This window comes from Afipia dichlorophenoxyacetatis (assembly GCF_055386385.1).
Window position 1 is genome coordinate 3,702,825 of the sequence record NZ_AP029250.1, and the last position, 25,302, is coordinate 3,728,126.

The 25,302-nt window shown below is 58.8% G+C and carries 24 protein-coding genes; 7 read left to right on the forward strand and 17 right to left on the reverse strand.

Annotated elements, in window-relative coordinates; genetic code table 11:
• Window positions 1–154: 154 nt before the first annotated feature.
• From ACZ5C3_RS17365 to ACZ5C3_RS17385, 5 genes are all read right to left on the reverse strand, one after another.
• The gene (locus ACZ5C3_RS17365) at window positions 155–625 is read right to left on the reverse strand and encodes a DoxX family protein (RefSeq protein WP_464031599.1); all 471 of its coding nucleotides are present in this window, start codon (window positions 623–625) and stop codon (window positions 155–157) included.
• Window positions 626–674: 49 nt separating this feature from the next.
• Window positions 675–2,984 carry an NADP-dependent malic enzyme gene (locus tag ACZ5C3_RS17370; protein ID WP_464031601.1) on the reverse strand — a complete coding sequence of 770 codons (2,310 nt, stop codon included), beginning with the start codon at window positions 2,982–2,984 and terminating at the stop codon, window positions 675–677.
• 59 nt (window positions 2,985–3,043) lie between these two features.
• A complete protein-coding gene (gene aspS / locus ACZ5C3_RS17375) occupies window positions 3,044–4,816 on the reverse strand; it encodes an aspartate--tRNA ligase (RefSeq protein ID WP_464031603.1) in 1,773 nt (590 codons plus the stop codon).
• Between the two features lie 351 nt (window positions 4,817–5,167).
• Window positions 5,168–6,013, reverse strand: a complete 846-nt coding sequence (locus ACZ5C3_RS17380; RefSeq protein ID WP_464031604.1) for a VOC family protein — start codon at window positions 6,011–6,013, stop codon at window positions 5,168–5,170.
• Window positions 6,014–6,104: 91 nt separating this feature from the next.
• A complete protein-coding gene (locus tag ACZ5C3_RS17385; RefSeq protein WP_464031606.1) occupies window positions 6,105–6,422 on the reverse strand; it encodes a hypothetical protein in 318 nt (105 codons plus the stop codon).
• An 83-nt stretch (window positions 6,423–6,505) separates the two neighbouring features.
• Between ACZ5C3_RS17385 and rnd the strand changes: the two genes are divergently transcribed.
• On the forward strand, window positions 6,506–7,654 hold the full coding sequence (rnd, locus tag ACZ5C3_RS17390; RefSeq protein ID WP_464031608.1) for a ribonuclease D: 1,149 nt from the start codon (window positions 6,506–6,508) through the stop codon (window positions 7,652–7,654).
• 3 nt (window positions 7,655–7,657) lie between these two features.
• Here rnd and alkB read toward each other — a convergent pair whose 3' ends face one another.
• From alkB to ACZ5C3_RS17420, 6 genes are all read right to left on the reverse strand, one after another.
• Window positions 7,658–8,311 carry a DNA oxidative demethylase AlkB gene (alkB, locus tag ACZ5C3_RS17395; protein ID WP_464031609.1) on the reverse strand — a complete coding sequence of 218 codons (654 nt, stop codon included), beginning with the start codon at window positions 8,309–8,311 and terminating at the stop codon, window positions 7,658–7,660.
• Window positions 8,312–8,315: 4 nt separating this feature from the next.
• Window positions 8,316–9,062 carry a 2OG-Fe(II) oxygenase gene (locus tag ACZ5C3_RS17400; RefSeq protein ID WP_464031611.1) on the reverse strand — a complete coding sequence of 249 codons (747 nt, stop codon included), beginning with the start codon at window positions 9,060–9,062 and terminating at the stop codon, window positions 8,316–8,318.
• A gap of 104 nt (window positions 9,063–9,166) precedes the next feature.
• The gene (ppx, locus tag ACZ5C3_RS17405) at window positions 9,167–10,702 is read right to left on the reverse strand and encodes an exopolyphosphatase (RefSeq protein ID WP_464031613.1); all 1,536 of its coding nucleotides are present in this window, start codon (window positions 10,700–10,702) and stop codon (window positions 9,167–9,169) included.
• A gap of 31 nt (window positions 10,703–10,733) precedes the next feature.
• Entirely contained in the window at window positions 10,734–12,920 is a 2,187-nt protein-coding gene (locus ACZ5C3_RS17410) for an RNA degradosome polyphosphate kinase (RefSeq protein ID WP_464031615.1), read from the reverse strand.
• A 205-nt stretch (window positions 12,921–13,125) separates the two neighbouring features.
• Window positions 13,126–13,809 carry a P-loop NTPase family protein gene (locus tag ACZ5C3_RS17415; RefSeq protein WP_464031617.1) on the reverse strand — a complete coding sequence of 228 codons (684 nt, stop codon included), beginning with the start codon at window positions 13,807–13,809 and terminating at the stop codon, window positions 13,126–13,128.
• A 56-nt stretch (window positions 13,810–13,865) separates the two neighbouring features.
• A complete protein-coding gene (locus ACZ5C3_RS17420) occupies window positions 13,866–14,411 on the reverse strand; it encodes a CDP-alcohol phosphatidyltransferase family protein (protein ID WP_424631883.1) in 546 nt (181 codons plus the stop codon).
• A gap of 331 nt (window positions 14,412–14,742) precedes the next feature.
• Between ACZ5C3_RS17420 and purM the strand changes: the two genes are divergently transcribed.
• The gene (gene purM / locus ACZ5C3_RS17425; protein ID WP_464031618.1) at window positions 14,743–15,816 is read left to right on the forward strand and encodes a phosphoribosylformylglycinamidine cyclo-ligase; all 1,074 of its coding nucleotides are present in this window, start codon (window positions 14,743–14,745) and stop codon (window positions 15,814–15,816) included.
• Between the two features lies 1 nt (window position 15,817).
• Window positions 15,818–16,489, forward strand: a complete 672-nt coding sequence (purN, locus tag ACZ5C3_RS17430) for a phosphoribosylglycinamide formyltransferase (protein WP_464031619.1) — start codon at window positions 15,818–15,820, stop codon at window positions 16,487–16,489.
• 19 nt (window positions 16,490–16,508) lie between these two features.
• On the opposite strand, the gene ACZ5C3_RS17435 is transcribed toward purN, so the two are convergent.
• Window positions 16,509–17,852 (reverse strand): PQQ-dependent sugar dehydrogenase, encoded by a 1,344-nt coding sequence (locus ACZ5C3_RS17435; protein ID WP_464031620.1) that lies wholly within the window; start codon window positions 17,850–17,852, stop codon window positions 16,509–16,511.
• Window positions 17,853–18,031: 179 nt separating this feature from the next.
• Complete coding sequence (locus ACZ5C3_RS17440; protein ID WP_464031622.1) at window positions 18,032–18,235, reverse strand: cold-shock protein; 204 nt, start codon at window positions 18,233–18,235, stop codon at window positions 18,032–18,034.
• A 376-nt stretch (window positions 18,236–18,611) separates the two neighbouring features.
• Here ACZ5C3_RS17440 and ACZ5C3_RS17445 point away from each other — a divergent pair, with 376 nt between their 5' ends.
• On the forward strand, window positions 18,612–19,745 hold the full coding sequence (locus tag ACZ5C3_RS17445) for an autotransporter outer membrane beta-barrel domain-containing protein (RefSeq protein ID WP_464031624.1): 1,134 nt from the start codon (window positions 18,612–18,614) through the stop codon (window positions 19,743–19,745).
• A 41-nt stretch (window positions 19,746–19,786) separates the two neighbouring features.
• On the opposite strand, the gene ACZ5C3_RS17450 is transcribed toward ACZ5C3_RS17445, so the two are convergent.
• Together ACZ5C3_RS17450 and ndk are read right to left on the reverse strand one after the other, a co-directional pair.
• On the reverse strand, window positions 19,787–20,632 hold the full coding sequence (locus ACZ5C3_RS17450) for a TerC family protein (protein WP_464031626.1): 846 nt from the start codon (window positions 20,630–20,632) through the stop codon (window positions 19,787–19,789).
• 36 nt (window positions 20,633–20,668) lie between these two features.
• Window positions 20,669–21,091, reverse strand: coding sequence for a nucleoside-diphosphate kinase (gene ndk / locus ACZ5C3_RS17455; RefSeq protein ID WP_464031628.1), 423 nt, complete (start codon window positions 21,089–21,091; stop codon window positions 20,669–20,671).
• A gap of 267 nt (window positions 21,092–21,358) precedes the next feature.
• On the opposite strand from ndk, the gene ACZ5C3_RS17460 reads away from it, so the two are divergent.
• From ACZ5C3_RS17460 to abc-f, 3 genes are all read left to right on the forward strand, one after another.
• Window positions 21,359–21,628, forward strand: a complete 270-nt coding sequence (locus tag ACZ5C3_RS17460; RefSeq protein ID WP_464031630.1) for a hypothetical protein — start codon at window positions 21,359–21,361, stop codon at window positions 21,626–21,628.
• Between the two features lie 210 nt (window positions 21,629–21,838).
• Window positions 21,839–22,048 (forward strand): hypothetical protein, encoded by a 210-nt coding sequence (locus ACZ5C3_RS17465; RefSeq protein ID WP_464031632.1) that lies wholly within the window; start codon window positions 21,839–21,841, stop codon window positions 22,046–22,048.
• A 63-nt stretch (window positions 22,049–22,111) separates the two neighbouring features.
• Entirely contained in the window at window positions 22,112–23,974 is a 1,863-nt protein-coding gene (gene abc-f / locus ACZ5C3_RS17470; RefSeq protein ID WP_464031633.1) for a ribosomal protection-like ABC-F family protein, read from the forward strand.
• 23 nt (window positions 23,975–23,997) lie between these two features.
• Here abc-f and ACZ5C3_RS17475 read toward each other — a convergent pair whose 3' ends face one another.
• Both ACZ5C3_RS17475 and ACZ5C3_RS17480 read right to left on the reverse strand, forming a co-directional pair.
• Window positions 23,998–24,468, reverse strand: a complete 471-nt coding sequence (locus ACZ5C3_RS17475) for a hypothetical protein (protein ID WP_464038370.1) — start codon at window positions 24,466–24,468, stop codon at window positions 23,998–24,000.
• Window positions 24,469–24,788: 320 nt separating this feature from the next.
• Entirely contained in the window at window positions 24,789–25,241 is a 453-nt protein-coding gene (locus ACZ5C3_RS17480; RefSeq protein ID WP_464031635.1) for a DNA polymerase III subunit chi, read from the reverse strand.
• Between the last annotated feature and the right edge of the window lie 61 nt (window positions 25,242–25,302).

Here is a 25,302-nt window from a genome sequence, read left to right on the forward strand (position 1 = left end):
TTCCCCCAGATTGCCTGACTACATAACTTAAATTTGAATGGTAAATTTATACGAAATTTATAAACGCGCGCGACGCTCAGCATCACCCGCTTAAGTTGAGATCTCGTACGCCGCGCGAACAAAGTGCAGCATTATGCCGCTCAATAGCAATCCCTCAGTACTGAGTGTCAGAGACTCTTGAATAACTGTCCTTTTCCATCACTGCCGCATTCCGCGGATAGCCAGCGATGATGAGCAGGCCTCCGATCAGCGACAGATTCTTCAGGGCATGAATCATGTTGTTGATGCGATCGGCACCAGTCATGTCCCAGAAATTGTGGAAGTAGAACGTCGTTACAGCGACGAACAGCACCAAGATGATGGCGAAGAACCGCGCCCCCAAATTGAGCGCGATCATCAATCCGCAGACGACCTCGACGACACCGGCAAGAATGGCAAGGATCTGCGCAGTCGGCATCCCCGCCATCGCCTCAAGCTGCGTTGCGTAAGGTGCCAGCATGGAAGGAATGGCTACCTTCTCAGTGATGGCCTGGGTCGTCGACGCGATGTCGAAAAGTTTGGAAGCCCCGGAAAATACAAACAAGACGACAAATAAAACACGTCCGAGGGAGACAAAAGCGGACATCGGCCGACCTCGTTGGGATGAGTACAGTCCTGATATACAGGACTTATGCTCAACCGAACAGAGTCGGCTGCTGTCGCCCTGCGCGTTCCTGTGCTTCGACGGCGGCAACGGCGGTCATGTTGAGAATGCCGCGCGCGGTGACCGATGGCGTCAGGATGTGTGCTGGCCGTGCAGGACCGATCAGGATCGGCCCCACCGGTAACGCACCCGCCAGAACCTTGATCATCTGGTAGCCTATGTTGGCGGCATCGAGGTTCGGCATGATCAGAATGTTGGCCGAACCCTCCAAGCGCGAATGCGGCAGCACCAGCTGACGCGATAGCTCGGTCAGAGCCGAATCACCCTGCATTTCGCCGTCAGCTTCGATCTCAGGATGGTCCTTCGCGAGCAACTCGGTCGCGCGGCGCATCTTGCGGGCAGATTCCGTGTCGTAGCTGCCGAAATCCGAATGCGAGAGGAACGCGACCTTCGGCGTCACCCCGAAGCGCTGGACATGGACGGCGGCGAGCGCAGCCATCTCTGCCAATTCCTCTGCCGTCGGATTGGGCCGGATCTGCGTGTCAGCAATGAAGTACGCACCCTTGCTGGTGATCACCAAGGACAACGCCGAAAAGTCTTCCAGGCCGGGGGACACCCCGATGATCTCGCGGATGCGGCGAAGATGGCTCATATAGCGCCCGTCGACGCCGCAAAGCATGGCATCCGCCTCACCGCGAACCACGGCCAGCGCCGCGATCACCGTCGCATTGGTGCGAACCAGCGTCCGCGCTGCATCGGGCGTAATGCCGCTTCGGCCTGCCACGTCGATGTAGCTCTGCACATAAGAGCGGTAACGCGGATCGTCTTCCGGGTTAATCAGATCAAAATCCTGTCCAGGCTTGATTGACAAACCGAAGCGCTGGATCCGGGAAGCCACGACAGACGGACGGCCCACCAGAATCGGCCGGGCCACGTTTTCTTCAAGCACGACTTGAACTGCGCGCAGCACGCGCTCGTCCTCACCTTCGGCATAGATGACCCGGACAGGCTGGGTCTTGGCCTTGGCGAACACCGGCTTCATCACAAGGCCGGAGCGGAACGCGAAGCGATCAAGCTGCTCGGTGTAGGCGTCAAAATCCGCGATCGGCCGGGTGGCGACACCGGACTCCATCGCGGCCTTCGCGACCGCCGGGGCGACGCGCAGGATCAGCCGCGGGTCGAACGGGCTCGGAATGAGCGAGCCGGGTCCAAAGCCCTGGGTCTCACCGGTGTCATAGCGAACCACGACATCGGACGGAGGATCGCGCGCCAGTTGCGCCAGGGCGTCAACGGCAGCGCGTTTCATGTCCTCATTGATCGCGGTGGCACCGACATCAAGAGCTCCGCGGAAAATGAAAGGGAAGCAAAGGACGTTGTTCACCTGATTGGGGAAGTCCGAACGGCCCGTGCAGATCATCGCGTCCGGGCGCACCTTGCGCGCCTCATCCGGCATGATCTCAGGCGTCGGGTTCGCAAGGGCCATCACCAGCGGCTTGTCTGCCATTTGCGCGACCATTTCCGGCTTCAGAACGCCGGCCGCAGAAACGCCGAGAAAGATATCCGCGCCGCCGATGACATCGGCCAGCACGCGCTTGTCGGTCTTCTGAGCATAGACCGCCTTCCACTTGTCCATGAGCGTATTGCGCCCCTCATAGACAAGTCCGTCGATATCGCAGACCCAGATGTTCTCGCGCTTTGCACCGAGCGAGACCAGCAGATTGAGACAGGCGATGGCGGCAGCGCCCGCGCCCGATGCCACGATCTTGACGTCTTCAATCTTCTTGCCGTTCAAAATTAATGCGTTGCGGATCGCAGCGCACACAATGATAGCGGTGCCGTGCTGGTCATCGTGGAAGACCGGGATCTTCATCCGCGCCTTGAGCTGCTCCTCGATCTCGAAGCACTCCGGTCCCTTGATGTCCTCGAGGTTGATGCCCCCGAAGGTCGGCTCCAGCGCAGCGACAGTCTCCACAACTCGCGCAATGGTGTCGGCCGCGATCTCGATGTCGAACACATCGATGCCGGCGAACTTCTTGAACAGAACAGCCTTGCCTTCCATCACCGGTTTGGAAGCGAGCGGTCCGATATTGCCCAGCCCCAGAACGGCAGTGCCGTTACTGACAACAGCAACAAGATTGGAGCGGGCCGTCAGTGACGCAGCCTCTTGCGGATCGGCCGCGATGGCCTCGCAGGCGGCGGCCACGCCCGGCGAATAGGCCAGCGCGAGGTCGCGCTGGTTGGCAAGCGGCTTGATAGCCGCGATTTCCAGCTTTCCGGGACGAGGATTGCGGTGATAGGCCAACGCCGCAAGGCGCAGTTCTTCAGACAACGTTGACGCCATACCTTAAGTCCTCAGCACGTCTACTCGACTTGAAATCGATGGTTGTTTTTAAACACGGATCAGTTTTGCGGTAAATTGAGCCTGATGTGAAGCTCGCGGAGCTGCTTCAGCGCCACTTCCGACGGAGCACCCATTAGCAGATCTTCCGCACGCTGATTCATCGGGAACAGTGAAATTTCGCGGAGATTGTTTGTACCGCAAAGCAACATGACAATGCGGTCCACGCCTGCAGCCATACCGCCGTGCGGAGGCGCACCGTACTGGAACGCACGATACATGCCGCCGAAGCGCTCGATGACGGTTTCTTCGCCATAGCCCGCAATCTCGAACGCCTTCACCATCGCCTGCGGACGATGGTTGCGGATGCCACCGGATGCGATCTCATAACCGTTGCAGGCGATGTCGTACTGGAACGCCTTGATGGTGAGAGGATCCTGAGTCTGGAGAGCTTCCAGACCGCCCTGCGGCATCGAGAATGGATTGTGCGAGAAGTCGACCTTCTTCTCATCCTCGTTGTATTCGTACATCGGGAAGTCGACGATCCAAGCGAGCTCGAACCGATCCTTGTCGATCAGGTTCAATTCCTCGCCGACCTTGGTTCGCGCGAGACCGGCAAACTTCCAGAACTTCGATGGATCACCCGCCACGAAGAATGCCGCATCGCCGTCCTTGAGGCCCAACTGCGCGCGGATCGCGGCTGTTCGCTCAGGACCGATGTTGTTGGCCAGCGGGCCTGCGCCCTCGCCGCCCTCACGCCACATGATGTAACCGAGACCAGGCTGGCCTTCGCCCTGGGCCCATGAATTCATGCGATCGCAGAACGCGCGCGAACCTCCACCCGGTCCTGGGATCGCCCAGACCTGATTGGTCGCATCTTCGAGCATGCGGGCAAACACCTTGAAGCCCGAGCCACGGAAATGTTCGGAAACTTCCTGCATCACGAGCGGATTACGCAGGTCCGGTTTGTCAGTGCCATATTTGCGCAGGGATTCCGCGAACGGAATGCGCGGCCAGTTCTTCGTGACCGGCTTGCCTTTGGCGAAATCCTCGAACACGCCGGTGATGACGGGCTCCATCGCAGCAAAAACATCGTCTTGCGTGACGAAGCTCATTTCGAGATCGAGTTGATAGAACTCGCCGGGCAGACGATCGGCGCGCGGATCTTCATCACGGAAACACGGCGCGATCTGGAAGTAACGGTCGAAGCCCGACATCATCAGCAACTGCTTATACTGCTGCGGCGCCTGCGGGAGTGCATAGAACTTGCCCGGATGAATGCGGCTCGGCACGAGGAAGTCGCGCGCGCCCTCGGGCGATGACGCCGTCAGGATCGGCGTCTGGAATTCGAAGAAGCCTGCTTCCTTCATGCGCTTGCGCATGGAGTCGACGATCGCCCCGCGCGTCATGATGTTCTGGTGAAGCCGTTCGCGACGCAGGTCGAGGAAGCGGTACTTAAGCCTTATCTCTTCAGGATATTCTTGATCGCCGAACACCGGCATCGGCAGTTCGCCGGCCTCACCCAGCACCTCGATCTCGTTGATGAAGAGCTCGATCGTGCCGGTCGGCAATTCAGAATTATCAGTGCCTTCCGGACGCCGGCGCACCTTACCGTCAAAACGGACGACCCATTCCGAGCGCAGCGTCTCGGCCAATTTGAATGCCGAGGAATCCGGATCAATCACACACTGCGTCAGGCCGTAGTGGTCGCGCAGATCGATAAACAAAACGCCACCGTGGTCGCGGATGCGGTGACACCAGCCTGACAGCCGAGCCTCCTGGCCGATGTTGGCTTCGCGGAGAGCGCCGCAAGTGTGGGAACGATAGCGATGCATGAAAATCCTGGAAAAGGCTCAGAGGGCAGAATCGGGAATATGCGCTCACGGGCGCGCGCGCAGGGTTTACCCGAGCGGGCGGAACGCGGCAACCGAATGGTGCCGATGATGCGGTGCAACCATGCGGAAAGTTTAGAGAAAACAACCGGTGTGGTGTCCAGAAGTTCGCTTCATTTTCTCTCCGCAACCCTCAAGCGAACTTCTGAACATAAACCACACTAGAATCATAGATTTGCTCGTGTTTTTTCGGATCCGACGTTCGCTCCAGGGTGCGCTTCATAGCGAGGCGAACTTCGGCTCCGGTACACGAGCCCCGAGCAGGCTTTTTGATCAATTGTCAGGCAGGAAGTATCATCGAATACCCTGCTGGATCAGCAGGGTCGGGACACCGAAGGTTCCGGTCTTGACGGTGGCGACCCGGCTGCCCGGCTTGCGGCCATCCCGAATGTCGGAAACCTCGAGCCCTGCGCCTCGGAGCCGATTCTGCGCTGCGACGATGTCCGCGGCTCGCCAGGACAGGCCCCAGATCTGGTCGGGCCCCTCACCCACGCCATTTTTGAGGCGATGGATGATCTCGACGATGAGATCGTTCCCGCAGCGGAAGAATAGAAACCGCGTATCCAAGCCAGCGATGGTGCGATCCAGGGCCATGTCGAGACCAAGCCGGGCGCCGTAAAGCGCGGCCGCGCGATCAGGGCTGGGGGTGCTGAGAACCAGGCTATCGAGGGCTTCTACAGCGTCGGACGCCGGATCGGCCGGCCCGCGCAGCGGTTCGGGCCGCTGGAGGAAAAACATCCGGACGCCCTGGGTGAATTCGTTGGATGCCCGAAAGCGCTGCCAGGACATCGAAGCCCCTGATGCTACGTCGTGGCTTTGCCCATCACCAATCTCGTCAGGCGCGAGACCCAGCCGCGTCAGGCGACGATGGGCTTTAGTGATATCGGCCACCGCGAAGGCGAGGCTGGCCAACCCCTCACCCTGTTTATCAAGTGCGGCGCGGACCCGCTCTCCGGCTGTCCCTTCGCCAGAAGGCGCCATCAGCTCCAGCGACATGTTTGCCAGGGTGAACATCGCGGTTGCCGCACCGTGGCTCTCCGTTCGCCATGATGGCGCACGGCCAAGCAGGGTCTGATAGCCGGCAATGCCCGCCTCGATGTCACGAACAAGCAATACGACGTGGTCAAGTCCGGTAATCATGCGTGTGAGGTCCCCAAACGGCCCCACAGCTAATCATGACAAACGGCGCAATGCAGCCGTTGTTCGGCCCTGCATGGCAGCGGTGCAGCCGTCAGTCGTCCAACCGACACCGCTTGCGGGCGCCCAACCCACGGTCATTATGTTTTGGAAGATTTCCGCAAGATTCCACAAGAACGACATCGCGATAAAGACGCGGCTTCACGTCGACATGAAGCGTTGTATTGACCGGAAGATTGGGCCGGAGGTGGATATTCAGGGTATTTGCTCCAGCCTCAGCCGGTGCGAAAAAAGTGGTCAGCACGACAGCGGCGCTGATCATGGCAAAAATAGTCCGGACCATCACAAACTCCTCGGAGTGTGCATTGCGACAAGTGCCGGATTGGTCGCGATCGCCGTGGAACAGGTTCATGACAGGCGCTTGGCGTCCAAGGTTATGCCTTATCCGCCGATTTTCGCATGGATAATTTCGCTCAAAGCGGTAATAAGCCCCGCATGGAAATTATCTCAACAACAGGCGAACTCACCGCCGTCTGCCACCGCCTCGCCCAGCACCCCGTCATCACCGTCGACACCGAGTTTTTGCGCGAGACGACCTATTACCCGCTGCTTTGCGTCGTACAGATGGCGAGCACGGAGGACGCTGTCGTGATCGATGCCTTGGCCGAAGGTATCGACCTGACCCCGTTCTTCGAATTGATGGGCAACGAGAAGGTCCTCAAGGTCTTCCACGCGGCGCGGCAGGACATCGAAATCGTCTGGCATCGCGCGAATATTGTGCCGCATCCGGTATTCGATACCCAGGTTGCCGCCATGGTGCTGGGATATGGAGATTCGATCGCCTACGACCAGCTTGTGGAGCGGGTCACCGGCCACCGCCCTGACAAGACCCATCGCTTTACGGATTGGTCGCAACGTCCGCTGACGCACGATCAGATCCAATACGCGCTGGCCGATGTGACCCACCTGCGGGATGTTTTCGCGTCTCTTGATGCCGACCTCAAAAAGCGCGGCCGCAGTGAATGGGTTAGCGAGGAGATGGATATCCTCACCTCGCCGAAGACATACGATGTCCATCCTGAACGTGCATGGGAACGGCTGAAAACACGGGTCCGCAAACCAAAAGAACTCGCCGTCTTGATGGAAGTCGCCGCCTGGCGCGAACAGGAAGCCCAGACCCGTGATGTCCCGCGCAGCCGTGTCCTGAAGGATGACGCGATTGGCGACATCGTGACCCATGCGCCGACCACCCTTGAACGTCTCGCCGGTCTTCGCTCCCTGCCGAAAGGGTTCGACAAGTCGAAATGGGGACAGGACATCGTCGCGGCCGTAAAACGCGGCATCGCGCGCGATCCCACCACGTTGCCCAAGCTCGACAAGCCACGCAACAATGCCAACGGCTCTGCGACCGTCGAATTGCTCAAGGTGCTGCTGCGCATGACCTCCGAGCGGCATGCCGTGGCCAGCAAGGTGATCGCGACGGTAGACGATCTCGAGCAGATTGCCGCCGATGACAACGCCGATGTCGGCGCGCTGCACGGTTGGCGGCGCGAACTGTTCGGTGAAGCGGCGCTGGCGCTTAAGAAAGGCCGTCTGGCACTCGCGATCGAAAAAGGACGCGTCGTGCGCGTCGATCGCGATTAAAATCTAGCGCGTCTTCCGGAATGTGAGATTGATGCGCTGACGCCCCAGCAGTGGATGCTCGCCGTCTGCCAGCGGCAGCACGCCGTGAAACGCGAGCCGGGACGGACCGCCCCACACCACCACATCGCCATGTCTCAACCGGTGCCGATCCGGCCGGTCGCTTCGTTTGAATCCACCGAACTGGAAGACCGCAGGCAGTCCGAGCGAAACGGACACGATGGGAGCATCCAGATCGAGCTCATCCTTATCCTGATGCAACGATAACTTTGCGCCCGGCTCGTACCGGTTGATCAGACAGGCATCAGGACGAAAATCCATAAATCCGCCCTTGGCTGCGGCGTCGCTCGCCAGTGCAATAAAGACGTCCGGCATTGCCGGCCATGGCCTGCCACTGTCCGGGTCAATGGCGTCATAACGGTAGCCCCGATGATCGCTGACCCAGCCGACACTGCCGCAATTGGTCATGCCCACCGACATCCGGTGGCCACCCGGCGTGATCAGATGGCGGAACGGCGCGCGTTCAGTCATCGCGCGCACCTCCGCGACCAGCTTAGCCTCGAATGGCCGCGCGAAACCACCAAGCAACATCGCACCGGGCGCAAGCTCCACATCGGGCCCTGCGTTGTCGATCTCTATCTCGTCAAACAGATCCCGCATTATTCTATTTAGCGTCGTGGAAAATGATGCCAACTGTATGGCGCTGGCCGGATCGTATCTGGCTCACGCCATGCCGAAGGTTGACACGATACGTTCCGCGCGTCCCCTGCACTGGCCGGTTGTGCACAGCGAACACCACGGCATCGCCCCGACGCAGCGGCACCACCGCCGCACGCGACTGCATCCGTGGACGTTGTTCCGTCAGGACGAATTCACCACCGGTGAAATCCCGTTCCGGTTCGGACAGCAATATCGCGACCTGCAACGGAAACACATGTTCCCCATAGAGATCCTGATGCAGGCAATTGTAGTCACCGGCAACATACTGGAGCAGCAACGGTGTCGGCAGCGTCTGGCCGGCCTTGTGGCAGCGCTTGATGAAGTCGGCATGCGCGGAAGGATACCGTACATCCGTTCCCATCGACTCGTTCCAGCGGTTGGCAATGGGCGCCAACCGCGGATACAGCGCAGTCCGCAGGTTGGCGATGATGTCCGGCAGCGGATAGGAAAAGTATTTGTATTCTCCTCGCCCAAAACCATGCCGCGCCATGATGATATGGCTGCGGAAGACATCATCGGTACTATAGAGGTTTGCAATCGAACCGCACGCGCCTGGCGACAGCAAATTGCTGAGCACCGCCCAGCCGTTGTCGTCGAGATGCGTGGCGACGGCTGCCCACTCGAGTGCGCCGATACGCAGCGCGATATCTTCCGCATTGACGGCGAGAGGCTGTTTGAGTGCAGCGGTCATGTGCAGTCTCCGAATTCTGGAAGAGGCTGCCTAATGCCGTACGAATAGCTGATCCACCCGATTTCCGGCGGTGGCAACAAAGCGCTCGGTCGGCTTTCCGAACCTTATGGCCGTATGACCACGCCGCTGCGGCCCATCAACCGGGCCAGTTGCTTGAAACGGTTGCTCAACCGATCTGCCGCAAGTTCCGCCACGCTCTTGTCAAGGACGAGCAAAAGTTTGCGCGCCTGATTGCGGAAATGCGTATGTGACAACACCCCGCGCTGCGCAGCAGAGATCAAAACCGCAACCCTGATTGCGGCGCCGATCAATCGCGCCCGATCGACCATTGCGGGTGTCACCAACGCGCGGACATCCTCCGGCGCTTCGTTTTCCTCGTTCAATCCGGCGTAGCGATAGTAGATCGCGAGCGCGAGAAACGCTCTGCCCTGATGGCTGATGGCGCCGAAGTTTCCATTGGTGATGGTGTTAAGCGACTGCTCGCCACGGTGATCAGGATGCGATCGCCATGCGAGATCGGAGAGCAGACAGGCTGCGTGACGCAACCGGCGTTCATCATCATTCTCTCGAACGCCCGCAACGCGGATCATTCGATCCGTCCATGCCATCAGATCTTCCGCATGGCGTGGTGACCGTGCCCGCAACGTATTCAGCTTATAAGCTGCGGCGAGCAAGCCATCCTTCTGGCGCTCCTTCTCCGACAGCATCTCGTAAAGCAAACCTTCACGCACACCGTACGTGGAGAACACGATGGTCTTCGGCTTCGCAACGCGAATGATGTATTCAAGCACCAAGGCGGCGTAAGCGAGCAACGGCCGACGGGCATCCGCGACGGTCTCGATGTCCGCAAGCGTGTTGCTCGCCGCGAGACGCCGAAGCCGCTTCACAAAATCCAGCGCATCGGCAGCAGGAATGCTGTAACCGTGCATGACATGCAGCGGATAGCCGCTCTGAATGATGTGAATGCGCGCAAGCGCACGCCACGTGCCACCGACCGCATAAAAATTTCGTCCGGCACCTGCTTTAAGCTGAGGCAACCCGGTGATGGCGTCTGAGACGATCTTCTCGGCTTTCTTGAGCGACTTCTGCGACGCATCCTGGAGCGCGAGGCCACCGAGCGGAAGCGTGAGCCCCTGACGAATGCGATGTCCGCGAATATCGATCAACTCGAGCGAGCCACCACCGAGATCGCCGACGATGCCATCAGGCTTGTAGACACCGGACGACACGCCGAGCGCGGACAGTTTCGCTTCGCGAGCGCCGGATAGAATTTCAATTGAACAGCCACAAAGACGCTCGGCCTTGGCGATGAAGTCCGGGCCATTGGTCGCGTCGCGACAGGCCGCCGTGGCAATGGCGTAAACTTCGCCAACCTTCATCACTTTGCACAGCGCCTTGAAACGCTTCAACGCCGCTAATGCTTTTTCGACAGCGTCGGCGGCGAGCAGTCCAGTGGACTGAACCTCGCGACCCAATCCGCACAATGTCTTTTCGTTGAATAAAGGCGAAGAACTCCGCGACTTGTCTTCGTAGACGACAAGTCGGACGGAGTTGGAGCCAATATCGATGACGGCGATGCTCTTCGAAGGCTTGCGCACGCGCTGTTGACGTTCGCGCACCGGCGGCGGCGTGACTGTCACTGCCGCCGGCTCAGCCGTAGGCGTCGGAGCACTAACGCTCCGAACGGCGCGTAAGACGACGCGGCGAAGATTCTTTAAGCGACTTTCCACGGCCTGACAGACTCGGATTCGTCATGAAGTAATTGTGCACGTTGAAAGGCTCCTCGCCCTTCGCGGCCTTCATACGCGTAGACGAACCATCCGGCAACAATTGCCAGCTCTGTTCGTTGTCCTTCAGATTCGCGACCATAATTTGTTCGAGAACCTGCTGATGCACCGTCGGATTTTGCAGCGGACATAATACCTCGACTCGCCTGTCAAGGTTACGCGGCATCATGTCTGCGGAGGAGATATACACAGCTGCCTTCGGGCTCGGCAGTCCATGGCCCATGCCAAAGCAATAGATTCGGCCGTGTTCCAGGAACCGTCCGATGATCGACTTGACGCGAATGTTCTCCGACAATCCGGGAACACCAGGGCGCAAGCAGCAGATGCCGCGGATAACGAGATCGATCGACACACCTGCTTGTGACGCTTCGTAGAGCGCATCAATGATGTCCGGATCAACCAGCGAGTTCATCTTCATCCAGATCGCGGCAGGCTTGCCGTTGTGGGCGTGATTGATCTCGCCTTCGATGTGTTCGAGGATTCGCTTGCGCAACGTCAGCGGCGATACCGCCATCTTCTCGATGTCGCTCGGTTCCGCATAGCCGGTGATGTAATTGAATACGCGCGCCGCATCGCGTGCGATGACCGGATCCGACGTAAAATATGACAAGTCGGTGTAAATACGTGCAGTCACCGGATGATAGTTGCCGGTACCTGCATGCACATAAGTGGTGAGGCCGCTACCTTCACGACGAACCACGAGCGAGAGCTTGGCGTGCGTCTTCAACTCAAGGAAGCCGTATACGACCTGAACGCCCGCGCGTTCGAGGTCGCGCGCCCAACGAATGTTTGCCTCTTCGTCGAAGCGCGCCTTCAGTTCGACCAGTGCCGTCACTGACTTTCCAGCTTCAGCCGCTTCAGCCAAAGTGCGCACGATCGGGCTATCGCGCGACGTGCGGTAGAGCGTCTGCTTGATGGCGACCACATCCGGATCGCGCGCAGCCTGCTGCAGGAACTGCACGACGACGTCGAACGATTCATATGGATGGTGAACGACGAGGTCCTTCTGCCGGATCGCAGCGAAGATGTCGCCACCATGATCACGGACGCGTTCGGGATGACGCGGCACGTATGGCGTGAACTCGAGATCGGGACGATCAAGCCGCGTCAGCTGAGACAGCTCGTTCATCGCGAGCACGCCCTCGACCATCAGCACTTCGTCGTCTGCAGCTGACAACGCGCGCTGAACGAATGCGCACAGCTCTTGCGGCATGGATGCTTCGATTTCGAGACGGATCACCGATCCACGGCGACGTCGCTTCAATGCCGTCTCGAAGAGACGAACGAGATCTTCAGCCTCTTCCTCAATTTCAAGTTCGGAGTCGCGGATGACCCGGAATGCGCCCTGCCCCTTGACGGAATAGCCCGGGAACAGACGCCCGATGAACAAGCTCGTGGCCTGCTCGAGCGTGATCAGCCGTACCGAGCCATCCTTGCCTGCAGGAAGACGGATGAAGCGATCAATCTTGCCCGGCATGCGGATCAGCGCATTCATTGTCTTGCCGTCCGAGAGACGAGCAAGATGAAGAGCAATGGTGAAGCCAAGGTTCGGAATGAACGGGAATGGATGCGCCGGATCGATCGCAAGCGGCGTCAGCAATGGAAAGATGTTGTGGAGGAAGTACTCCTCGATCCATTGCGTTTCAGCCTTGGTGACGTCCTTGCCGTCAACGAGCACGATGCCGACATCGACGAGACTCGCGCGCAAGTCGCGCCAGATCGCCTGCTGATCACTGGCGAGTTTGGAGACCGTCTCATAGACGCTGGCCAATTGCTCACCTGGTGTCGCGCCATCGGGGCTGCGCTCAGTGATGCCTTCGCGGATCTGCGCCTTCAGGCCCGCAACGCGGACCATAAAGAATTCGTCAAGGTTGTTTGCGGAAATGGACAGAAACCGCACCCGCTCCAGCATGGGGTGATTGCTGTTGACGGACTCTTCCAGCACTCGCCGGTTGAAGTGCAGCCAGGACAGTTCGCGATTGATGAAACGCTCAGGGCTTTCGGCAATCCCCGAACCGCGTACCACTTCCTCGTTTTCAGCTTTTTTAACAACGACTTGTGCGGTGTCCATCAGGCGAAATCCATCTCACATCGTCAGACCGTGCCATCCGGCCTGTTCGCGGCGAACAATGTGCCAGCGTCATGACCGTTCAATGACATGATGAGCCAATACCGATGACGAACCAAGGGTCTAGTGGAGTATTTGCTAGTGCTCCTTTGATTCTAACATTTGCAACGGTAGCTGGATGCAAATGTTAGAATCGACCACTAGGCGGTCAGGCCGCGGTTTCTTTCAACACTTCTGCGGCGAGCGCGCGGGTCACCGGCCGCCCCTGCCGCAACGCTTCGCCATCGAGCAACTCGACCGCCTGCCGTGCCGCGGCGAACGACCGTTCGATGCGGGTTGCGAGGTAACTGACGAGCGCCTCATCGACGACCATCTGGCGGTCGGCGCAGAACTTCACGATCAGCGCCCGGAACAGATGGTCATCCGGCGGCGCCAGCGTCACCACCGGAACAGCGCGCAACCGCGATCGCAGGTCGCGTAGTTCCACCGGGAATGCCGAAGGCGGTGTGCGCCCAGTCATGAGAACATAGGCTTCGTCTTCGCGCGCCAGATTCAGCAAATGGAATAGAGCGCGGTCGTCGAACTTGGCAGGATCGAGGTCATCGACCACGAGAGCGCCGGTCGCGAGTTCTCCAGGCACATTCGCAGCAGTCAACGTGTGTGCTGCGACGGAACGCGCACCTGCCTCGGCTGCCCAGATCGCAGCAAGGTGACTCTTGCCGCTGCCCTCGGGGCCGACAATCATCATCACGCGGTTCGGCCAATCCGGCCACGCATCAATAAGGGCCAAGCCTTGTGCGTTCGCCGGTCCCTCGAGAAAATTGTCGCGCGAAAGGCTTTCCGCGTGCGGCAGCGCAAGTGCAAGCTGACGGGGTTGAACGCGGGCTACCACCCAATTACTCCTTGCCGGGCAACCCGGCCTCTCCACAACGCAACATCATATGAAGCTCAGGGCAACGGCCCGGTGGTGCTCATATGCCGTGCCCACTCCACGAGATAGAAGGACACCGAAAGGAGCGTCAAGATCGTTACGAAACCCATTAATATCGTATCGTATGGCGAGGCGCTGAAGCCGAAGCCAAGCGAGGCGAGCACCAGCGCCGCGAATGCGACCTGAGCCACCGTATTAAGCTTGGATACCATCAGCGGTTTCATTGGAACGGGATTGTCCAGCAACCACGACACGATGACCGCGCCGACAATCATGAAGTCTCGCGAGACCACCAGGATGACCAGCCAGCGTGGCATCGCTCCCCAGATACCGAGTGCGACATAGATCGAAACCAGCAGCGCCTTATCGGCCACCGGGTCAAGCAATGCCCCGATCTCTGTGGTCATATTGAAGCGCTTGGCGAGAAACCCGTCGATGGCGTCGCTGACGCCTGCCGTCACGAAGATCACGAAGGCGATCGTCATCTGGTTCGAGGCAATCGCCCAGATGATAATCGGCACCAGCAGGATGCGGCCTAACGTGATAATATTCGGTAGATTCACAGGAGGTTCCCCGGCTGGCTATCTTGTACCGAGCCATACGAGACTTGCATAGGATTCGGACCCCAATGCGCGATCTGCCGCATCTTCCAAGCTATGCACAACCTCGTCCGCCAGCCATTGCGCGAACTCGAAATCCGACGTAACCACCGGCTAAACCTTGGAAACCCAGTACCGCCGATTTGAAGTTCCTGCATCAGTTGCAGCGATCTCATCCAGGGACTTCAAATCGAATGCGGTACTGGAATCATAGGGTTATTAGTACCCTTTGCTTTCCGAAGTTCGCAAAAGGGCTGCGGCGGCGTGTTACGAACTTCGGAAAGCGGGTACGAGCATGAGTGACAAGAAAACCAGCCTCACCTATTCATCCGCAGGTGTCGATATCGACGCCGGCAACCGGCTGGTCGACCTGATCAAGCCAATGGTGCGTGCCACGGCACGACCGGGTGCGGACGCTGAAATCGGCGGCTTTGGCGGGTTATTCGACCTCAAAGCCGCGGGTTTCAAGGACCCGGTCCTGGTCGCTGCGACCGACGGCGTCGGCACCAAGGTTAAAATCGCTATCGAAACAGGCGTGCACAGCGGCATTGGCATCGATCTCGTAGCTATGTCGGTGAACGATCTTGTCGTTCAAGGCGCTGAACCGTTGTTTTTCCTCGATTATTTTGCTTGCGGCAAATTGGATCCCGAAGCCACGGCTGCCATCGTTGCCGGGGTTGCCGAGGGTTGTCGCGAGTCCGGCTGTGCCCTGATTGGTGGTGAAACCGCCGAGATGCCCGGGCTTTACAAGGACGGCGACTATGACCTCGCCGGCTTCGCAGTCGGTGCTGCGGAACGCGGCACGCTGTTACCTCTTAAAGACATCGCGGCAGGGGATGCAGTTATTGGCCTTGCCTCTTCGGGGGTCCACTCCAACGGCTTTTCGCTGGTCCGCAAGATCGTGGAGATGTCCGGCGTCGCGTTCAATGCCCCTGCCCCGTTTGCACCGGTTATGACGCTGGGCGGCGCGTTGCTGGCGCCGACGAAGCTCTATGTCAGATCCTGCCTCCGCGCGATCCGCGAAACCGGAGCAGTGAAGGGCCTCGCCCACATCACCGGCGGCGGGTTCACGGATAACATTCCGCGCGTGCTGCCAAAACATCTCGGTGTCCGCATCGATCTGAACGCCGTACCGGTGTTGCCTGTGTTCAAGTGGCTTGCCGCCGAAGGCAACATTGCCGAACTCGAACTGCTGCGCACCTTCAACTGCGGTATCGGCATGATCGCTATCGTCAAGGACGACGCCGTGGGCGAAGTTATCGATGTGCTCACGCAAGCCGGCGAGCGCGCTGTGCTGCTTGGCGCGGTTGTCGAGGCCTCCGGCGACGAGCGGGTGGTTTATGACGGCCACCTCGACCTGGCGGAGTGAGATGGCAAAGCGCCGCGTTGCGATTCTGATTTCCGGGCGCGGATCGAACATGATCGCGCTGATTGAAGCCGCAAAGGCTGCCGACTATCCGGCAGAAATCGTCCTCGTTCTCTCGAATATTGCAAATGCCGGCGGGCTCGCGAAGGCTCAGGAAAGCGGCATCAAAACTGCGACCATCGAGAGCAAACCCTTCGGCAAGGATCGCGAAGCCTTTGAGCGCGCGATGCAAGACATTCTTGTCGCGCACAATGTCGAGCTGGTTTGTCTGGCAGGTTTCCTGCGTTTACTGACACCGTGGTTCGTCAAGCAGTGGGACGGAAGAATGATCAACATTCATCCCGCGCTGCTGCCGTCCTACCGCGGTCTCCACACCCACGAGCGCGCGCTCGCCGATGGTGTCAAAATTCACGGAGCCACCGTGCACTTCGTGGTACCGGAAGTGGATTCCGGTCCCATCATTATGCAGGGAGCCGTCGCCGTCCGCGGTGACGACACACCGGACACGCTCGCCGCGCGCGTGCTCGGCGTCGAACACCGGATTTATCCGGACGCGCTGCGCCTCGTGGCAAGTGGCAAGACCCACATCGAAGGCGCCATCTGCAGGACAGACGTCTGCGGTAGCCTGGACGATGCGCTGATTTCTCCGGAAATCATCTCACACATGCCGCTCTAGCAGCCGTTTTCCAGACAGATCAATTTGCTGCGGATGTCGTCGCAGGTGTCACACGCCAGATGGCGTTGCCGACGTCATCAGCAACCAGCAATGCGCCTTGCTTGTCGATCTTGACACCGACCGGCCTGCCCTGCGCTTCACCCTTGTCATTGAGGAAGCCAGTCAAAATATCCTGCGGCTTGCCGGACGGCATACCGTTTGCGAACGGCACAAAGATCACTTTGTAACCGCTGCGCGGATTGCGATTCCACGATCCGTGCTGACCAACGAATGCGCCACCTCGGTAAGATGCTGGAAAAAGATTGCCTTCATAGAATGTCAATCCGAGGGACGCGGTGTGCGGCCCAAGGGCGTAATCAGGGACGATCGCTTTCGCGACAAGATCAGGTCGCTGCGGATTGACCCGTGTATCGACATGCTGGCCGAAATAACTGTAGGGCCAGCCATAGAAACCGCCGTCCTTCACGGACGTCATGTAATCCGGCACGAGATCGCTGCCGATCTCGTCCCGCTCATTGACCACAACCCACAATGCTCCGCTTTGCGGCTGCCATGACGGCCCATTCGGGTTGCGCAAGCCCGACGCAAAGACGCGCGACGCTCCGCTTGCAATGTCGATTTCAAGAACGGCCGCGCGGTTGGTTTCAACGTCCATGCCGTTTTCGCCGACATTGCTGTTCGAACCTACCGTTGCGAAAAGCTTCTTGCCATCAGGACTGGCCGTGAGATCCTTGGTCCAATGGTGATTGATCGTGCCGCCCGGAAGGTTGGCAACTTTTGTGCCCGCAGCACCAATGTGGGTCTCCCCTGCTTTGTAGGGAAACTTCATGATGGCATCGCTGTTGGCGACATAAAATTCATGGCCAACCAGCGTCATGCCGAAGGGTGAATTCAGTCCTTCAAGAAACACCGTGCGCGTGTCTGCCTTCCCATCCCCATCAGAGTCCCGCAACAACGTAATGCGATTAGCGCTTGCTTTATTCGCCCCGGCGCGCCCCATCACCTTCTTTGCGACCCACCCCTTAATGCCTGTGCTGTCATCGGGCTTGGCCGGAGCATTGGTTTCCGCAACCAGAACATCACCGTTCGGCAGGACATGGAGCGAGCGCGGATGATCAAGCCCGGTTGCAAAGGCGGTTACCGAAAGGCCGTTTGCTGCAACTGGTTTGCCGCCCTGCGGCCAACCAACTGCGGTCGCGATGTTGACCGTGGGAATCAAGGAATGCAGGGGCGCCGGAAGCGTGGGCTGCGGTCCAAAACCTTGATCCAATGCGACGGTCGCCTGTTCGCTGCAACCGGCCAGCATCAGCACAAGCGCGCCAACACAAAGCCCGCGCCAAATGTTTCGTCTGCATTTGATCATTGGGCACCATTTCCTGCACGCCGCAACATAATGCGCGAATGCTTCAAACGTTCGGAAGCGCAGGAAAATTCACGCAGAATTCAAATACATTGATGGAGGAGAGTAAAAGAAAAACCCCCGGCTGGTGGCCGGAGGTGAAAGGCGTCCATCAAAGATGGAATAAAACGACCTGAGCAGCCTCAGGATACTTTGAGATTCTCGGCCGAGGCCTTGCCTCGATTTTCAACCAGATCGTATTCGATCGTCTGGTTCTCGTTGAGGGTGCTCAATCCGGCGCGTTCGACGGCCGAAATGTGCACGAACACGTCCTTGTCTCCGACTTGCGGCTTGATGAACCCATAGCCCTTGGTTGGGTTGAACCATTTGACGGTGCCTTTTGCCACGTCTCTCTCCTTCGTCCCTCATCCAGAATAAAATAGCGCGGTCACGCTATTCGCGTGCCACGCCGCTAGCGGGCTTCTCAAAGTTTTGCAGGGTTTCTCTACGACCAAGCGCACGCCGAACGGCCCAAATCCGATTGCTGTCGTAATCCCAACATGAAAATTTCACCTTAGCAAGTCGGATGAACGGGTTCCTGGGGCGGCGCTGACGCCCCATCGCCCGTCGCAAATGAGTGCGATGCGTCAAAGCCACCGATCAGTGTGGCTCGTTGGCTACACAACAAGCGAATGCCGATGCTTGATATGGCCGAATGTTGACCTACTCCACGATTCAGGGCTAATCGCCGGACGGAGCGCTTCTCTTTAACTTCGGCTTTTTATGAAAAATTTCGCGTGGCAAGCCTGTCCGAGCCTGCCTAGGTCGCCGTTTGCGGTCGCGACCGCGACGTCGATTGCCGTTCTCCTCGGGGCGTCCGGTGCCCATGCCCAAGTAGCCCCGCCAGTCGGAGTACTTGTGGCGCCGCCGGCGCCAATCCCAAACGCTACCGACAACAATATTCAGCTTTCGGCGACTGCTGCCCAGTTCGATCTCAGCAGTAGCTTTCTGCAGCGCCTGACTCGCCAGGCGACTTATGGCTTTGCCATGCGCGATAACTCCGGTGGCGGGGGCGCCTCCCAGAGCACCGCGGACCCACTCTATCGGGTGTGGGGCGAAAGCTATGGCCTGACATCACGCACCGACGCGCAAGGCACTTTCGTTGGCGACCGCCGCAAGACATTCGGCGGTGTCGCAGGCATTGGGGCGACGATCGCGCCAGGGCTGAATATCGGCTTTTCGGTCGACCAGAGTCGCACCAACATCGATGTGCCGCTCGCAATCCAGAGCGCCACCCTCGACATGACGCAGCTTGGCATCAATGCTGCCTACAACAACGGGCCGTGGACCATCGCGTTTGCTGCCGTCCATGGCTTTGCGCAAGTCGACACGAGCCGGCCAACGATCCTAGGCGCGGCGAATGCCAACTACGGCGGCAGGGTCGATGGTGTGTTGGGTGAGCTCAACTACACCTACGCGTTCGGTCAAAGCCGGATCGTGCCCAAAGTGGCTCTCGAATATGTGTCGGCAGTCACCGATGGGTACACGGAATTCGGCGGTTTCCATCCAACGTCAGTGAGTGAAGCCAACGGCGAGCGCGCCCGCGTGCTGGTCGGGGCCGAGGTCGGTCATTATTGGATTATCGGCCAACAGGCTCTGGATGTGTCAGCTTACGGTAAATTCGTCGACAACTTCTCACAGAACATCGGTTCTGTGCAGATCGGCCTGTCTGCCCTGCCGGGTGCCCACACCATTAGTGTTCAGGGCATTCAGGAAAGCATGTACGGCGCAGATGCCGGGGCGTCCATGTCATACATCCTGAGCAACACCGCCCGACTGTACGCCAATTACGACGGCAAATTCCGCGACGGCTTTACATCCCACCAAGGCACGCTTGGCGTTGAACTGAAGTGGTGATCAGCCGGACCGCAATGAAGGCCGGCTGATCAGATTACGGATCAGGCTGCAGCCGGAACTTCAGCATGGTTCAGCTCTTGCAGCTTGCGGCGGCGCCAGATCGACCCCACCGTCAGCACAATCACAATGCCTAGCAGGGCGACGACGATTTCGCCCACCTCGCCCGCGAAATGCAGATGCTTCGCGAAGCCGAGCACTGACGAACTCGTATCCACATCAAGGACGATATGCCCGTCAAGCACACGGTGTAGCCATGGCACCACTGCCGGGTCGGTCGCAATTACTTCACCGGCAATCCAACCGAGCAAAGCCGCGCCAAACCAGATCAGCGCCGGAACACGGTCGAGCAGAGCCATGATCAGCGCCGCACCTGCCACGATCATCGGAATGCTGATGGCCAGACCAAGCATCATCAGCACGATGCTGCCATTGGCCGCCGCAGCAACCGCGATGACGTTGTCGAGGCTCATGATGATGTCGGCGATCGCAACAATACGAACCGCCGCCCATAGATGGGCCGCGGCCTGCACGCCGTCTTCATCTTCCTTTTCAGGAACAAGCAGCTTGGCAGCGATCACCAACAGGGCCAATCCGCCAATCAGCTTGAGGTAAGGCAGCGACATGAGTGTCGCGACGATACCGGTGAAGATGACGCGGAGCAGAACCGCGACACCCGCACCAAGCACCATGCCCCAAACGCGCTGCTTGGGCTGAAGCCCGCGGCAGGCCAACGCGATCACGAGCGCGTTGTCGCCAGACAGGAGGACGTTGATCCAGATGATCTTCGTCAGAGCGACCCAGAACTGGGGATGCTGAATTTCGTTCTGAAATTGCGTGAACAATCCGCCGATCGTGGCGGGATCGAATATCTGCGTCACCCAGTTCACATCAAAGGCCCCCCGCCCTCGTTAGAACGATTGAAATTAGCCGGCGATCTCATTGCCCGCGAAAAACTGGGCAATTTCGACGACAGCGGTTTCCGGCGCATCCGAACCGTGCACCGAGTTTTCACCAATCGACTTCGCGTGCGCCTTGCGGATCGTACCGTCAGCAGCCTTGGACGGATCCGTTGCACCCATCACGTCACGATACTTGAGAATTGCGTTCTCACCTTCAAGCACCTGGACCACAACCGGGCCCGAAATCATGAAATCGACCAGTTCGCCGAAAAATGGGCGGGCCTTATGCACGGCATAGAACGTTTCAGCCTGTGCACGGGTCATCAGAATGCGCTTTTGGGCAACGATACGAAGCCCCGCCTTCTCAATGATGGCGTTCACAGCGCCTGTCAGATTGCGCGCGGTCGCGTCGGGTTTAATGATCGAAAAAGTGCGCTCAATCGCCATGATCTTGTCCTTGGAACTGCAGTTTTAGGAGGGTGGCGCGCTTATAACGGCGGCTTTCACGAACGGCAAGCTACCACCCTGCCCGACATGGCAGATCGAACCGAATTGTCACAAAAGCATAGAGGCCTCCCCGCCGTCGTACCAGCCGTCTGGCCTGCGACAAGTTGGCTCCGGCGCTGATGAACCAGATCGCGAGACGCAACGACCCATTTGCAACGAGGCCGTTGCCTCTCACCGGCGCGATCGGCGCCATAGAAGGAGATCATCATGCGTAAACTTGCCATCGGCTTTGCAGCAGCTCTTGCCCTTTCCGCCACCGCACTTCTTCCGACCGCGGCGTCGGCGAAGGGTGGCTTTCATGGTGGTGGGTTTCACGGGGGAGGCTTTCACGGTGGTGGATTTCATGGCGGCTTTCATAATCATTGGGTTGGCGGTCCCCGTCTCATCGTCAGCGGCGGTTACAACGGCTGCTATGTGAAGCGCCTCGTCGATACACCCTACGGTCCGCGCTACCGGGTCGTGAACGTTTGTTACTGAACCGTCAGTTTTCCAGTCCTTTACAACTTCTGCCCGGCCGCATTGCGGCCGGGTTTTTTGCTGCTTTGACGCCAGACCGGTTCCCGGTTCCCCAAAATTTAAATTTTTACCGATTGCTCACCATCCCTGAGAAAACCGCCGAACTAACGGGCTGACCAACGCTTTGTCAGGTGTAGTTTGACTCAACGTTGAAACGAATGGGAATGGATCATGCCACATCGCAACGTTCCTGATGTCCAGATCGACCATATCCACGCCGATGCGGTTTGCCAGGGAATCGGTGAGCGCCTTCGCGAAACGTTGAGCACGGAAATGCACGAGATGCCGCAACGCTTGCGAACGTTGATCGAGCGCCTCCCCGAGCTGGACCGCGAACAGGTGCCCTCGATCGTTCCAACAATAGACAAGTTCACGCGCTGAAGGGCGTGCAGCCATCGCCATAAAGCTGTTGCGTTCGGCGGACTGTTTCGTAAAAGCCCGCTCATGCTCTCCATCAATGACATTTCTATCCGGATCGCCGGACGCCTGCTGATCGAAGACAGCACTGTGCAAATCACGCCGGGGGCCCGGGTCGGGTTCGTCGGACGCAATGGCGTCGGCAAATCAACCCTGTTTCATGCGATCCGAGGCGAATTACCGACCGAAACAGGTTCGATTTCACTTCCGCCGCGCTGGCGGGTGGGCAGCCTGGCGCAGGAAGCCCCTGACGGACCGGAAAGTCTGATCACGGTCGTACTCAAGGCGGATCTGGAGCGAGACGCCCTTCTGCGGGAGGCGGATAGCGCGACCGATCCCGAACGCATCGCCGAAATCCAGACGCGTCTCGTCGATATCGACGCACACTCAGCACCTGCACGTGCCGCCGCGATCCTCAGCGGCCTCGGCTTTTCCACAGCCGATCAGGCCCGATCCTGCCAGGAATTCTCCGGTGGCTGGCGCATGCGCGTGGCACTGGCAGCGACCCTGTTCGCCGCTCCGGATCTGCTACTGCTCGACGAGCCAACCAACTATCTCGATCTCGAAGGGACGCTTTGGCTCGAGGACCATCTCGCGAACTATCCCCGGACGGTCATCGTCATCAGCCATGACCGTGACCTGCTCGACACCTCAGTCGATCAGATCCTACATCTCGATCGCGGTAAGCTGACGCTCTACAAAGGAACATATTCATCGTTCGAGGAGCAACGCGCGACGCGCGAAATGCTCGATGCGAAGCACGCGAAGCGGCAGCAGGAAGAGCGCAAGCGGCTTCAAGATTTCGTTGATCGTTTCAAGGCCAAGGCATCGAAAGCCCGTCAGGCACAGTCGCGCGTCAAGATGCTTGAGAAGATGAAACCGGTGACGGCCCTCGTAACGCAAGACGTGCGCGAGATCACCTTTCCGGTACCAGAAAAGACCTTGTCCCCGCCGATCATCGCAGTCGATGACGTGTCGGTGGGATATGATCCTGACAAAGCCGTCCTCAATCGCGTCACGTTGCGAATTGATAACGACGACCGCATCGCTTTGCTTGGCTCCAACGGCAACGGCAAATCGACGCTGGTCAAGCTGCTTGCCGGAAAACTGCAACCCTTCTCCGGCAAGATCGTGCGGGCTGACAAGCTGTCGATCGGATACTTCGCGCAGCACCAAACTGATGAATTGGATCTGGAAGGCTCGCCCTACACCCACCTTCGCAGACTGATGCCCGATGCACCGGAAACCAAGGTCCGCGCCCGCGTCGGCGCCATAGGCTTCTCCGGAAAAGCGGGCGATACGACGGTCAAATCGTTGTCTGGAGGCGAAAAGGCGCGGCTTTTGCTTGGGCTCGCCACGTTCTATGCGCCCAACATGATCATTCTCGACGAGCCGACCAACCATCTTGATATCGACAGCCGTGCAGCGCTGGCGGAAGCGATTAACGAATATCCCGGCGCTATCATTATGGTCTCGCACGATCGCTACCTGATCGAGGCTTGTGCTGATCAATTGTGGGTGGTCGCCGACCGCGCAGTTACGCCCTACGATGGCGACCTCGACGACTATCGTCGCTCAGTTCTGACCGCGCGCGGGATGAGGACGCCGGCGCGAGATCGCAACGGTAACGACCGTGAGAAGCCGCAACGCACGAAGGAAAAGCGCGTTCCGCTGAAGCAAAAGATCGCAAGCGCGGAAGCCGAAATGGCGCGGATCAGCGAGATCATTGGCAAAATCGATGTGGCTCTCGCAATGCCCGAATTGTTCAAGCGCGATCCAAAGCAGGCTGCCCAATTGACCAAAGCTCGCGCCAGCGCCGCCGCGGCACTCCAACGTGCCGAAGATGATTGGTTGGAAGCGAGTTCAGGGTCGAATGAAGCCTCAAGCTGAGAGCTGACGGCGTATCACACTGCTCAGGAACGTTTCTTCTTCGCAGGGCGCGCGGGCTTTTCAGGTGCCGGCACGTCAACCCGCTCGATGCTCGACAAGCGCCCCGACGTAAAGGTGTAGGCTCCGGGTCGTGGGCCGTGCAGCCAAGTGATTTTCGTGAGACGCTCGCCACGTTCATTGGCCGACACGTTGACGTTGTCTGGCGCAACGCCAACGGCACGAGCGACATCACATTCAGTGTGTCCAAGCGCAACGGGGGCCGCAGCGGGAACCTGCGCTTCCGTCGACGCATTTGCGTCTGCAGGGGCGCTCGGCGCGGCCATACCGGGACATGCCCCGTCCGAACTAATCAGATCGTTCGGCGTCACTTCCTTGGTGACACTCAGCGGCGGCGTTTCGATCGTCGAGCTGTTCTTAAACATGCGGCCAGGACGCGCGAACCATTCCTGATCCTTCAACGAGAAGTCGGATATGCTTCCGCAACCAGCAACCATCGGGGCCACCGCAAGCAAAATCAGGAATTGCTTTGTATGAATGCTTTTACGCCAAGCGTTCAAGTTCGTTCTCACATCAACTCCAGCGCCCAAGTGCGCTTTTAGCATTTCAATGTAGAGAAACACCCCTAAGGAAAATGTCCTCAACAATCATTTCCGCGCGTTCCGCGATTTGACACGGACACCGCCCTAAAAAACCTTCTGCAAGGCCTTAGCATCATCCTTTTGCGGCACCAAGGTGGCTAACTCTAGGATTGGTCTATGAAAAGCGCGACATCATTAACGGTGGGACATGTCGTTCCGGGTGGACGTGGACTGGATCAATCGCGTCGTTGCCACCTGCCGCGCTCATCGGTTTGCCAATAGGTGCGTTCGAACCCCTTGGATTTGCTTTCGGTCCAGGCCGTACGCGCAGCGGTCAAGGCCTCATCGTCCTCGCCGTTAAAGACCAGGACCACCCGCTCATATGTTGCACAATCCTCGGGCAAGCCCGCGGTATCGACGACAAACCGGACATTGGCTTTGTTTGGATTTGCGTTATCCATCACCAGCACCACGGGCTGATCGGCCGCATCACCATCTCTCCATGTGCCGTGCGGCAGGAAAGAGTCATCGCGGTAAGTCCACAGGTGCGCATCAAGCGCCTCTGCACGCTCCTCTGAACCGGCTTGGACGATAACTCGCCAGCCACGCTCGAGGGATTTCTCAAGCAGCGGCGGAAGCACCTTCTCAAGCGTCGTATCCTGGAGATGATAGAATAAAACTTCCGTCATCGGCTTCATCCGTATCCCGGACGCACCCGGGTGGAGCCGAAACTCCTCCCAGGCATCGCCA

Coding starts and splice junctions, on each gene's coding strand:
- ACZ5C3_RS17475 (WP_464038370.1), bottom strand. CDS start 24,468: ATGGTTGCTGGTTGCGGAAGCATATCCGACTTCTCGTTGAAGGATCAG.
- ACZ5C3_RS17410 (WP_464031615.1), bottom strand. CDS start 12,920: ATGGACACCGCACAAGTCGTTGTTAAAAAAGCTGAAAACGAGGAAGTG.
- ACZ5C3_RS17465 (WP_464031632.1), top strand. CDS start 21,839: ATGCCACATCGCAACGTTCCTGATGTCCAGATCGACCATATCCACGCC.
- ACZ5C3_RS17400 (WP_464031611.1), bottom strand. CDS start 9,062: ATGACCGCTGCACTCAAACAGCCTCTCGCCGTCAATGCGGAAGATATC.
- ACZ5C3_RS17480 (WP_464031635.1), bottom strand. CDS start 25,241: ATGACGGAAGTTTTATTCTATCATCTCCAGGATACGACGCTTGAGAAG.
- ACZ5C3_RS17365 (WP_464031599.1), bottom strand. CDS start 625: ATGTCCGCTTTTGTCTCCCTCGGACGTGTTTTATTTGTCGTCTTGTTT.
- ACZ5C3_RS17370 (WP_464031601.1), bottom strand. CDS start 2,984: ATGGCGTCAACGTTGTCTGAAGAACTGCGCCTTGCGGCGTTGGCCTAT.
- ACZ5C3_RS17380 (WP_464031604.1), bottom strand. CDS start 6,013: ATGATTACCGGACTTGACCACGTCGTATTGCTTGTTCGTGACATCGAG.
- purN (WP_464031619.1), top strand. CDS start 15,818: ATGGCAAAGCGCCGCGTTGCGATTCTGATTTCCGGGCGCGGATCGAAC.
- aspS (WP_464031603.1), bottom strand. CDS start 4,816: ATGCATCGCTATCGTTCCCACACTTGCGGCGCTCTCCGCGAAGCCAAC.
- ACZ5C3_RS17385 (WP_464031606.1), bottom strand. CDS start 6,422: ATGAACCTGTTCCACGGCGATCGCGACCAATCCGGCACTTGTCGCAAT.
- abc-f (WP_464031633.1), top strand. CDS start 22,112: ATGCTCTCCATCAATGACATTTCTATCCGGATCGCCGGACGCCTGCTG.
- ndk (WP_464031628.1), bottom strand. CDS start 21,091: ATGGCGATTGAGCGCACTTTTTCGATCATTAAACCCGACGCGACCGCG.
- ACZ5C3_RS17445 (WP_464031624.1), top strand. CDS start 18,612: ATGAAAAATTTCGCGTGGCAAGCCTGTCCGAGCCTGCCTAGGTCGCCG.
- ACZ5C3_RS17435 (WP_464031620.1), bottom strand. CDS start 17,852: ATGATCAAATGCAGACGAAACATTTGGCGCGGGCTTTGTGTTGGCGCG.
- rnd (WP_464031608.1), top strand. CDS start 6,506: ATGGAAATTATCTCAACAACAGGCGAACTCACCGCCGTCTGCCACCGC.
- alkB (WP_464031609.1), bottom strand. CDS start 8,311: ATGCGGGATCTGTTTGACGAGATAGAGATCGACAACGCAGGGCCCGAT.
- ACZ5C3_RS17460 (WP_464031630.1), top strand. CDS start 21,359: ATGCGTAAACTTGCCATCGGCTTTGCAGCAGCTCTTGCCCTTTCCGCC.
- purM (WP_464031618.1), top strand. CDS start 14,743: ATGAGTGACAAGAAAACCAGCCTCACCTATTCATCCGCAGGTGTCGAT.